At 49.3% G+C, this 11,489-nt stretch carries 8 protein-coding genes; 7 read left to right on the top strand and 1 reads right to left on the bottom strand.

The features are described 5' to 3' along the window. Positions 1-17: 17 nt before the first annotated feature. From nirB to ACFRAM_RS09675, 3 genes are read left to right on the top strand one after another with little or no spacing between them, the layout of a single operon-like run. Positions 18-2,444, top strand: a complete 2,427-nt coding sequence (nirB, locus tag ACFRAM_RS09685; protein ID WP_379465689.1) for a nitrite reductase large subunit NirB — start codon at positions 18-20, stop codon at positions 2,442-2,444. A gap of 54 nt (positions 2,445-2,498) precedes the next feature. Beyond that, positions 2,499-2,819, top strand: a complete 321-nt coding sequence (nirD, locus tag ACFRAM_RS09680) for a nitrite reductase small subunit NirD (protein ID WP_379465688.1) — start codon at positions 2,499-2,501, stop codon at positions 2,817-2,819. Positions 2,820-2,875: 56 nt separating this feature from the next. After that, entirely contained in the window at positions 2,876-3,667 is a 792-nt protein-coding gene (locus ACFRAM_RS09675) for a formate/nitrite transporter family protein (protein ID WP_379465687.1), read from the top strand. A 372-nt stretch (positions 3,668-4,039) separates the two neighbouring features. Here ACFRAM_RS09675 and ACFRAM_RS09670 read toward each other — a convergent pair whose 3' ends face one another. Then, positions 4,040-4,759, bottom strand: coding sequence for a Crp/Fnr family transcriptional regulator (locus ACFRAM_RS09670; protein ID WP_217622451.1), 720 nt, complete (start codon positions 4,757-4,759; stop codon positions 4,040-4,042). A gap of 434 nt (positions 4,760-5,193) precedes the next feature. Here ACFRAM_RS09670 and ACFRAM_RS09665 point away from each other — a divergent pair, with 434 nt between their 5' ends. The 4 genes from ACFRAM_RS09665 (at position 5,194) to ACFRAM_RS09650 (ending at position 11,362) form a co-directional block, all read left to right on the top strand. After that, a complete protein-coding gene (locus ACFRAM_RS09665) occupies positions 5,194-7,500 on the top strand; it encodes a glycoside hydrolase family 65 protein (RefSeq protein ID WP_379465686.1) in 2,307 nt (768 codons plus the stop codon). Next, complete coding sequence (locus tag ACFRAM_RS09660) at positions 7,497-9,782, top strand: glycosyl hydrolase family 65 domain-containing protein (protein ID WP_379465685.1); 2,286 nt, start codon at positions 7,497-7,499, stop codon at positions 9,780-9,782. The genes ACFRAM_RS09665 and ACFRAM_RS09660 overlap by 4 nt, the downstream gene beginning before the upstream one ends. Positions 9,783-9,856: 74 nt before the next feature. Continuing rightward, entirely contained in the window at positions 9,857-10,489 is a 633-nt protein-coding gene (gene pgmB, locus ACFRAM_RS09655) for a beta-phosphoglucomutase (protein ID WP_379465684.1), read from the top strand. Positions 10,490-10,564: 75 nt separating this feature from the next. After that, positions 10,565-11,362, top strand: a complete 798-nt coding sequence (locus ACFRAM_RS09650) for an alpha/beta hydrolase (RefSeq protein ID WP_379465683.1) — start codon at positions 10,565-10,567, stop codon at positions 11,360-11,362. Positions 11,363-11,489 lie beyond the last annotated feature (127 nt).

Below are 11,489 nucleotides of genomic sequence, written 5' to 3'. Positions count from 1 at the left end.
TGAGGAGGTACCTAACCATGACAGCAAGCAGAGAAAAGTTGGTATTAGTCGGCAACGGGATGGCTGGAATTGGCACTGTGGAGCAGATTTTAAAGCTTGGCGGTGCGTATGAGATTACCGTGATCGGTAGTGAACCTCACCCTAATTACAACCGTATCATGCTTTCTTATGTTCTGGAAGGCAGCAAGACCACCGAGGATATTATTCTAAATAATTGGAACTGGTACAAAGACAATGGGATTACGCTGCATACGGGAACAACAGCTACGCGCATCGATACAGCATCACGCCAGATCTACACGGACAGCGGTTTGGTGATTCCGTATGACAAGGCAATCATTGCCACTGGATCAAATTCGTTCATTCTGCCGGTTCCGGGCAGCGACAAGGAGGGAGTAGTAGGCTTCCGCGATATTGCGGATTGTGAGGCTATGGTGGAGGCAGCCCAGCAGTACAACAAAGCAGCTGTAATTGGCGGGGGACTGCTCGGACTGGAAGCGGCTAAAGGGCTGGTCAATCTGGGCATGGATGTCACTGTCGTGCATCTGATGGAAGATTTGATGGAGCGCCAGCTGGATCGGAGCGCATCTTCAATGCTGCAAGCTGAACTGGAGCGCCAAGGTGTGAAGTTTGCGATGGGTATGCAGACGGTAGAGCTGACCGGCGGGCAGAGGGTAAGTGGGCTGCGCTTCAGTGATGGCAGTGAGCTGGCGGCTGATTTTGTGGTCATGGCTGTCGGGATTAAGCCGAACGTGCAGTTGGCGAGAGACAGTGGGCTTGAAGTTAACCGCGGCATTGTTGTGAATGACTATCTTCAGACCTCCGCAGTGGGAGTATATTCTGTGGGCGAGTGTACGGAGCACCGGGGTGTATGCTATGGCCTCGTCGCGCCGTTGTTTGAGCAGGGGATGGTGCTTGCGAAGCATTTGTGCAATGTAGACACGAAGCCATATGAAGGTTCCGTGGTATCGACTAAGCTGAAGATTTCCGGTGTGGATGTATTTTCTGCTGGCGAATTCATAGATACCCCCGAACATACGGTGATCTCTGCCAAAGATGAATGGAAACGAACATATAAGAAGATTTTGCTGAAAAATAATATTATCGTCGGCGCTGTTCTGTTCGGAGATGTGACAGAATCGGCCAACTTACAGAAGCTTGTGAAGCAAGGCGCGGAGATGACGGATGATATCTATGCCGAGGTTATGGGAACCGGCTGCTGCGGAAATGGGGAGGCCAAAAAGGGCTTATCTGTGGAATCTATGGCCGATGAAGAAATCGTCTGCGGCTGCAACGGTGTGACGAAGAAAGCTATTGTAGATGCGGTAACCGAGAACGGCTTCACGACGGTGGACGAGATCAAGGCCTGCACAGGCGCAACCCGTTCTTGCGGCGGCTGCAAACCTGTGGTTGAGCAGATTTTGCAATTTGTACTTGGTGACAGTTTCCAGCAAAGTGCCAAACAGGGCATTTGCACCTGTACTTCCCTGAACCGCGATGAGATCGTGGCAGAGATTCACGCCAAAGGTCTAAAAACCAGTAAAGAGGTCATGCATGTGCTGGGCTGGGCCCAGGAGGAGGGCTGCTCCAAGTGCCGTCCTGCTATTAACTATTATTTGGGTATGACTTATCCCGACACCTATGAGGATGAGAAGGAATCACGCTTTGTCAATGAGAGAATGGGAGCCAATATCCAGAAGGACGGTACCTATACTGTAATTCCGCGGATGTACGGCGGGGTGACTACACCGGAGGATTTGAAAAAAATCGCCGACGTTTCCCTCAAGTACGACGTTAAAGTGGTCAAAGTTACCGGCGGACAGCGCCTCGATCTGATTGGTGTGAAGAAGGAGGATCTGCCCAAGGTGTGGGAAGAGCTGGATATGCCGTCCGGTTATGGTTATGCAAAGTCGCTGCGTACCGTCAAGACCTGTGTGGGATCACAGTTCTGCCGCTTTGGCACCCAGGATTCTATGGGGATGGGGGCTTTGATGGAACGCAAGTACGAACGATTGGACTTCCCGGCGAAATTTAAAATGGCGGTCAACGGCTGTCCACGCAATTGCGCGGAATCCTGCACCAAGGATATCGGCATCGTCGGCAATGATGGCGGCTGGGAGGTCTTTATCGGGGGCAACGGCGGAATTAAACCGCGGATTGCGGACTCCTTCTGTAAGGTCAAGACTGATGAGGAATTGATTGAAGTATGCTCAGCCGTAATGCAGTATTACCGGGAGACTGGCAACTACCTGGAGAGAACTTCCGAATGGGTAGAGAGAATGGGACTTGAGAACATTCAGAACGTTATTCTGAACAATGAGAGTAACCGTAAGGAACTGGCGGCACGAATTGATTTTGCCCTGGCCCAGGTTAGCGATCCTTGGAAAAAAATCCTGAATGACGACAGCACCCGTTCGGCTCTGTTCGAGACCGCAAAGGTCTAGCCGTGCGCAAGCTGGCCGGAATGAGGAAGGAATAATCTTAAAGGAGCGAGAACGATGAAACTGACGAAGCAGGAATATGCGATCGGCGCAGTGCAGGATTTTCTACCACAGATCGGCCGGGTAGTTAGGGCGGGACAGACTGAGCTGGCTGTTTTCCGCACCTCTGACGGGACTTTTTATGCTGTGGAGAATCGGAGCCCTCATCCGAAGGGTGGACCGCTCGCGGAAGGAATCGTATCGGGCTATTACCTTTATGATCCCTTGTACGATTGGAAGATTGATCTGCGTTCTGGAGAGGTTCAGGCACCAGATCAGGGCAGAGTGGTGACCTATTCCGTTCAGATTGAAGAAAATCAGGTGAAGGTTAGCGTGTAGCCTGACCGGTTAAGATTCATAAGCATGGTGAACCAGAAACAGCGGGGTGAAAGTTAATGTTTGCACAAAATGTGGAGAGCATCGTTGAAGCAGCTGTTTACAAAAGGGACAAAATGAATGAAAGTCTGCCCAAGTATTTTCTGGCAGCACTACTGGCAGGGGCCTATGTAGGGATCGGCATTATCCTTATCTTTTCACTGGGAGCGCCGCTGGCAGCACTCAAGTCGCCATTTCAATCACTAATTATGGGGGCTTCCTTCGGAATCGCATTGACCCTTGTTGTCTTTGCGGGATCGGAGCTGTTTACCGGCAATAATATGTTTTTTACTGCAAGCACGCTTGCAGGCAGAACGAGCATCGGGGATACACTGAAAAACTGGGTGATCGTCTTTTTTGGCAATCTGGCGGGTGCAATAGTTCTTGCTCTTCTGATTCAAGGGACGGGGCTATTCAAGGCGGCTCCGGCGGAACATCTAATTTTCACGGCTGCTGCTAAAAAAATGAGTCTGCCGTTCTCAGAGTTGTTCTTCCGCGGCATTCTTTGTAACTGGCTGGTGTGCCTGGCGTTATGGATGTCCTCGCGGGCCAAGAGTGAGACAGCCAAGCTGGTGCTGATCTGGTGGTGTCTGTTCGCGTTCATCGCCAGCGGCTATGAGCACAGTGTAGCGAATATGACGCTGCTGAGCGTAGCGCTGCTGCTTCCAGGTCATCCCGAAACGATCTCGCTGGCAGGCTGGCTGCACAACATGATTCCTGTAACGCTCGGTAATATTATTGGCGGCGGCGTCTTTGTCGGTATGGCCTATTGGCTGATTTCACCTTTGCGCGGCGCGGGTAAGAAAATCTAGAGGCAAAGCTAAAGAGTATATTAGAGGTAAAAGCTAGAGCTAGAGATAAAACAAAAGCAAACGCAACATCAAACGTAGAGTTAAAGGGCGTCTTTTGCTGAGCACAATGCTACTCAACAAAGTTACACTTTTTAAACCAGGATGTCTCCAGCAGGTCGGGGGCTTCCTGGTTTTTGACATTTAGAGGACTGACCATGTCGTTATGGTCCTTCTAAAAGCCCCTTATTTGGCCTTTGTCATCATCGTAGACCGCCAGTACAGCCGTAAAAAAAGACGCCCCGCAAGGCGTCTTGACCACTCTATTAAGTTCCGTGAAATTTCTTGGGTCAGGTATGATTCAATGAGGTGAATAGAGGGTATTAGATTAGGGCGTTAAATTCGGCAAATTTCTCCCGGGCACATTTCGCAATGGCAAATTTCCTGAAGCATGCCCAGATCCTTGATGACGATCATGCCATTCTCATATTCCACAGCGTCTTTCTTCCGAAGATCGCTCAGCATCCGGTTCACGCTCTCACGGGTGGCACCGATCATATTAGACAGGTCTGTGTGCGTTATTTTTTTGTTAATCAGAATGTTCTCGCCGCTCTTCTCACCATAGGTGTTGCCCAGACGGATCAACGTAGAGCAGAGTGCACCCGGTTTACCATACATCATTAGATCCCGGAATTTAGTTTGTGTCAGACGATGATGAATACCCATCCATTTCATGAAGTCAATGGCAAAGTCGCAGTGCTGGCAGATGAGAATCTCCAGATCCTTGTGTTCAATGACGCCTACTTCGCTGTCTTCAATGACTTCGGCTGTAAAGCTGTGCTTCGTGCTGAAGAAAGGATCCGCTTGACCGACCATATCGCCAGCTTGGTACATATAGAGAATGAGTTCTTTACCTTCATCGGTAGATTTGGTTAATTTCACACGTCCACGTTTGATGTAAAATAGTTTATCCGAATAGTCGCCTTCCCAGAAAAGGTGTGATCCTTCAGGGACTGTACGTTCTTTCATTGTAACGAGAAGTCTGTTGAAGTTCTGCTCGGAGAAACATTTCGTATTGCCATGGGCTTCGATAGCATTGTGGTATTCCTTGATCATAATCGACATCCCCTTTATTCCCTCAGTTTTTCAGTAAATTTTAAATTAATTATACCTTGAAATTGGCCAGATATGGGTAAAAAAAAGCCCTTAAAAGTGTCGAATTTTTAACATTGTGATTATTTTCACTTCAAATGTGTGAGATTTAATATGATTTTCGCGACATTAGGAGTATAAAGGGTAACTAAGGTGCATAGCAAAACAGCCATTACCAGTATACACATATAGTGGGATTTGGTTGTTTTTTTGTTGTCTTTTTTGCAAAAGAGGTTGGTTTGTACACTGGTTTCTCATAATTTCGTATAAATGCACATAACTCTGTTACAGCCGGACATTGGCGACAATAAAGCCGGACGATATCCTAGAGTTGAGCGTCTGGAGCTCTGTGATTATAAGGGCGGGCGGACAAAACTCAGGAGAAGGAGAAATCATACATGGCTAAAGTAGCGGACAAATATCTAAAGGTGGATCCGTGGGCAATTATCGAAGAGGGCTTCGACACGGAGCGGAACCGGGTTTCCGAATCTATCTTTTCACTAGGTAACGAATACATGGGCGTACGTGGATACGCTGAAGAAGGATACAGCGGTGATAGTCTTATCGGGAGTTATTTCAACGGTTTAAATGAACAGCTGGACATCGGCAACCATTATAAAGGGATTATTCGCTCTCTGCGGTATATGGTCAATTCCGTGGACTGGCTGCATACACGTATCGCTGTAGACGGCGAACAGCTTGATTTGGCTAAGAGCAAGATTTCGGATTATGTACGTAAACTGGATTTCCGTACGGGCACCTACCGCCGGGAATTTGTATGGCATCTGGAGAATGGGAAAAGCCTGAAGCTTGTTTTCACCCGTCTTGTCAGCATGACTATGTCTCACCTTGGTTTGCAGCAAGTTGCATTTGAGCCGCTAAACTTCTCCGGAAGTGTGGATATCATTGCGGGTCTTGATTTCAATATCATTCATGAAGAGCGCGGCGTGAGCATGTGGAACCCTGTTCGCAGCGGAGAGCAAGATGGAATCTCGGCAATTTTGGCGAGCACCATAAATACCGGCAACAAGCTGTTCTCCAGCTTCACATTGAAAGCTTCCCAGCCGCTTGAAACGGCACGTGTTGAACGGGAGAAATTCATTGGACAGAGCTTCTCACTGGAATTGACCCAAGGTGAAACTGCACACTTTACGAAGTTTGCTATCAACTGCGCAGACAGCACATCCGCAAGAAGTGCCGAAGAGCTGTGGAGTGAAGGTCTGGGTCTGGCTGTGGCGTCATCGAGTCTTGAAGAGAAGGCTGTACTTGCGGAGCAAGAAGCTTACTGGAACGGAATCTGGGAGACCAGTGATATTAGTATCGAAGGCGATCCTGAGAACCAACAGGGTATCCGGTTCTGTATTTTCCAACTGTATCAGACTTACCATGGAGACCATCCCGGCTTCAATATCGGAGCCAAGGGTCTGACGGGGGAAGTATACCGCGGATTGGCCTTCTGGGATACAGAGTCCTACTGTCTTCCATTCTATATGTTCAACAATCCGAAAGCGGCCAAGAGCTTGCTGGAGTTCCGCTACAGAACGCTTCCTGAAGCTATGCAACGCGCCAAAGATGTGGATTGCGAAGGTGCTTGCTACCCGATCGCTACCATCGACGGAACGGAAAGCTGTGATCTGTGGCAGCACTCCAACCTGCAGTTGCATGTAGGTACGGCAGTATCCTTTGGTATTTGGCACTATGTCAAGAATACTGGAGACAAAGAGTTCCTATTCAGCAAAGGGGTAGAAATGCTGATCCAGATCAGCCGTTTCTATGCAACACGCGGTCAATGGGGACAACGTACTGGCGAATACGGTTATTTTGGAGTTATGGGACCAGACGAATTCCAACTGATGGTGAACAATAACTGCTATATCAACCTAATGGCTAAAAAATCCTTCGAATTTGCCCTGGAAGCGATTCAGGAAATGAAGGAAAAGGCGCCGTCCGAGTTCGCTGAATTGTCAGCTAAAGTGGAACTGCGTGAGGAAGAACTGGGCGACTGGAGCAACAAGGCAGAAAAAATGAAGATTCCTGTAGATAAGGAAACTGGAGTATATGAGGAGCATGACGGATTCTTTGATATGCCTCACATTGATATTCACTCCATTCCAGTCACTGAATTCCCGCTGTATTCGAACTGGTCGTACGATCGCCTGTACCGCTATGACATGATCAAACAGCCGGATGTGCTGATGTTCATGTTCCTGTATAGTGAGCAATTCACCAAGGAAGAGAAGCTAGCTAACTATGAATACTATGAGTCAAGATGTATCCATGAGTCTTCGTTGTCGCCATCGATTCACTCCATTCTTGCCAGCGAAATCGGCAAGCATGAGGAAGCGTACAACTTCTTCGAATTCGCAACACGTCTTGACCTGGATAACTATAACCGCAATACCCGCGAAGGACTTCACACGACCTCTATTGCTGCGGCATGGATGAACATTGTGTACGGATTTGGCGGCATGCGTTCCGACGGAGAACGCCTATCATTCCAGCCATCCCTGCCTGAGCGTTGGACATCCTACAGCTTCCAGGTAATGTACGAGGGAGTGCTGCTGAAGATTGTTGTGAGCAAGGATAACGTTAGTCTGAAAGCCATCAGCGGCGGTAGTACTGAGATTATTGTCTACGGGCAACGGATTAAAGTGGATGCCTCCGGTACGGTGCTTCCGCTGGGCGAAGGGATGATTGCAGGTTGAACTGGACAGTTAGGGAAGAGAGCTTCGACAAGAACCTGATAACGACGAACGGGAACAAATATATGACCGGCAACGGCTATATGGGTTATCGCGGCACACTTGAAGAATTCGGCAAGGAGCAGCTGTCCGCGGTGACACTGGCCGGTCTCTATGATAGAGCTGGTGAGAAATGGCGTGAGCCTGTGAACGCTCCGAATGGACTGTTCACGGTCATCTCCTGCAACGGCCAGCCGCTCAGTGTGCTTGATACCGAACCGGTATCCCACATACAAGAGCTGGATTTCCGCAGTGCAATCCACCGTCGTGAGACTGTGTACCGTACGCCTGAGGGCGGCACGGTGACCGTTACCGCCGAGCGTTTTGCAAGCATGGATAACCTGCATCTGCTTCTCAGCAAACTTACTGTCAGCAGTACAATCGATTGCCGGATTGATATTGAGACGGGAATCGACGGAGAGGTGTGGGATATCAACGGTCCTCACCTTTTCGAGAAAAAAGAATATGCCGAGGGCGATGTACTGATCTCTAGTGCGGTTTCCGGAGAATTGAACGTTCCGGTTGCTGTGGCAGAAATCGCTGATTTTGGCTTTGGAGAGCAGCAAATTGTGGATGGCCTGACCATCCGCAAGCTCTTGCTGGATGCCAAGGCAGGCGAAACCTACGAATGGCACAAGTATGTGTCGGTATACACTGGCCTTGATGCCGGTAAAGCACCGTTAGACAATGCTGTAGAGGCTGTTCAGGCGGCGGCTAAATTAGGTTATGATGAGCTGCTTGCAGCACATTGTAAGCGTTGGGAAGATCGTTGGGTGGGCAGTGATGTGATCATTGAAGGTGACGATGAAGCACAGATGGCGCTCAGATACAGCATTTATCAGCTGCTGATCATTGCCCCAACGGAATCGGAGAAGGTCTCCATTCCGGCGCGCGGTTTGTCCGGGCAAGTCTATAAGGGAGCAGTGTTCTGGGATACAGAGATGTTCATGCTTCCGTTCTTCCTTCACAGTGATCCGAGTACCGCTCGCAATCTGATGATGTACCGTATCCACACGCTGGATGGAGCCCGCCGGAAGGCAGCGGAATATGGCTTCCTTGGTGCATTCTATGCCTGGGAGAGCCAGGATACGGGTGACGATGCCTGTACCCTGTTCAACGTGAATGATGTATTCACCGGACGACCTATGCGTACTTATTTCCGGGATAAACAGGTGCATATCAGTGCGGATGTTGTCCACGGTATTTGGCAGTATGTGCAGTTTACCGGTGATGACAGCTTGCTGGTGGATGGCGGAGCAGAGGTAATCTGGGAGTGCGCCAGATTCTTCTATTCCTACGCTTTCTACAATCCAGTCAAGAAGCGTTATGAAATTCTGGATGTGACCGGACCGGATGAATATCATGAACGTGTGAACAACAACGCCTTCACGAATGCGCTGGTCAAGGAAAGTCTGGAAATTTCGTTACGGACGGCGGAATTGCTCAAAGAGAAGTATCCTGCCGAGTTTGAAAAATTGACGGCTCAGTTCGCAGACGGTCCATTCCTGACCGAGATCGGTTCGATGCTGGAGAGCTTCTATGTTCCACAGCCTGATGAAGAGACGCTTGTCATTGAACAATTTGACCGTTATCATACCCTTGAAGAAGTCACGCTGGCGGATCTGAAATCACGTGTTCTGAATAAAAACGAATATTGGGGCGGCGGCAACGGTTTGGCTACTACAACCAAAATCCTGAAGCAAGCAGACGTTGTGCTCATGATGAACCTGTTCAAGCATTCCTTCTCTAAAGAAGTCAAGAAGGCGAACTGGGAATTCTACGAGCCACGCACCGAGCATGGCTCCAGTCTCAGTCCGTGCATTTATGCGCTGGTTGCTGCTGATATCGGCTCTCCCGATTGGGGATATCCGTACTTCATGCGGACCGCTACTGTGGATTTGACCGGTGAATCGAAACAATACGTAGGCGATCTTTATATTGGCGGAACGCATCCAGCTGCGAACGGCGGTGCATGGATGGCAGCGGTACTTGGTTTTGCCGGCGTGCATTTCGATGGAGACACTGTGCATATCAAGCCTTCTTTGCCACAGAAATGGGAGGCAGTGGAGCTTCCGGTGGTACTGCGCGGAGGAACTTATACGCTGAGAATCAGCCGCGGAGAAGTAACGATTACGGCTGCAGCTGGCAACAGTAGTGCATTAAACTTTGTTGTAGATGGCGCAGAGCCACAGTTATGCCAGCCGGGCGTGGAGCTGAAACTTCAGACCGCAGGGGCTGCGGTATAGCCCGATCAGCATTGTGATGTATTTTCAGATACAATGATAACTATATGATCAACACATAGAGAGGACAGAACATCATGCTGCAAAATATGAAAGGTGCCATCTTCGATCTGGACGGTGTTATCGTAGATACGGCCAAATACCATTTCCTGGCCTGGGCAGAGCTTGCCCGTGAGCTTGGCTTTGAATTTACAGAGGCGGATAACGAACGGCTCAAGGGCGTAAGCCGGATGAGATCACTCGATATCCTGCTGGAGGTAGGCGGTCTTGATTTCCCAGAGGAAGAGAAGCTGGCGATGGCGGATAAGAAAAACCGCCTGTATGTAGAGTTCATCAACAAGCTGGATCAGTCCGAGCTGCTGCCTGGCGTGAAGGAATATCTTACAGGTCTTAGAGAACGCGGTGTTGGTATCGCGCTTGGTTCAGCAAGCAAGAATGCCATGTTCATTCTTGACAAGCTGAACATTACGGAATTGTTCGATGCTGTAGTTGATGGCAACAAAGTGTCTAACGCTAAGCCTGACCCTGAAGTGTTCCTCACCGGGGCTGTAGAGCTTAAATTGCAGCCGGAGGAATGCATTGTGTTTGAAGACGCAGAAGCGGGTGTGGAAGCAGGAAAAGCGGCAGGAATGAAGGTAGTCGGAATCGGCAAGCCAGAAATCCTTAAGGAAGCGGATCTTGTTGTTGCCGGATTGCATGAACTCCTCTAACTTGATAGACTGATGTCATTGTGAGGGAATTCCCTCATAATGACAAGTCTATGAAGGAAGATTGAGGGATGAGAAATGGAGACCATTCTTTTATGGCCTGACGGTGCTCCCGGAGCTGTAGGTACTAGTGACGAGGATTGTCCGGCTATTACACCTTATCTTGTCGAAGGGGACGGCAATGCCGCAGTTGTGATTTGCCCCGGTGGTGCTTACGGGATGCGTGCAGATCATGAGGGGGAACCGATAGCTATCTGGCTCAACAGCCTGGGCATTTCAGCCTTTGTGTTGCGCTACCGCGTAGCGCCCTACCAATATCCAAATGCATTTCTGGATGCCAAGCGGGCGATGCGTACAGTGCGCTTGCACGCTGAGAAATTCAGGATTGATCCCACCCGAATCGGGATTCTTGGATTCTCTGCAGGGGGTCACTTGGCCTCTACGGCTGGCGTGTTGTTTGACAAGGGCAATGCAGAGGATATTGATCCGGTGGAACGGGTGTCCAGCCGTCCGGATCTTATGATTCTATGTTATCCGGTAATTTCTATGGATGATCAGGTGGTACATAAAGGGTCCAAGGACAATTTACTGGGTTCTTCCCCGCAAGGTGATTTGGTGGATCTAATGAGCAGCGATCTGCAAGTAGGAACGGACACACCGCCGACCTTTCTGTGGCATACGTCGGATGACGAAGGCGTGTCGGCTGAGAACAGCCTTCTTTTCGCCGCAGCTCTGAGACGTCATGGTATTCCGTTCGATCTGCATGTCTATGCACACGGAAGACATGGCCTAGGCTTGGCTACGGAGGAACAGCATACTAGTGGCTGGACGGAGACTTGCGCTTCATGGCTTGACTTAAATGGATATACGCAATAATAATGTACTAATACGTGTTCAGAGAAGACTGGAGCCGTTCTGACGGGCTGTTCCAGTCTTTTTTTGTGCTGTAGCTGTATAACTGAGATTTTCAAATATCCTCCAAAAGTTAACGGATAACTGAAAA

Origin of the sequence: Paenibacillus sp. NPDC056722 (assembly GCF_042790635.1) — a bacterium.
Taxonomy (GTDB): Bacteria; Bacillota; Bacilli; order Paenibacillales; family Paenibacillaceae; genus Paenibacillus_AQ; species Paenibacillus_AQ agri.
Note: the sequence above shows the minus strand (reverse complement) of the source record. Positions and strands in the feature narration are given on the sequence as shown.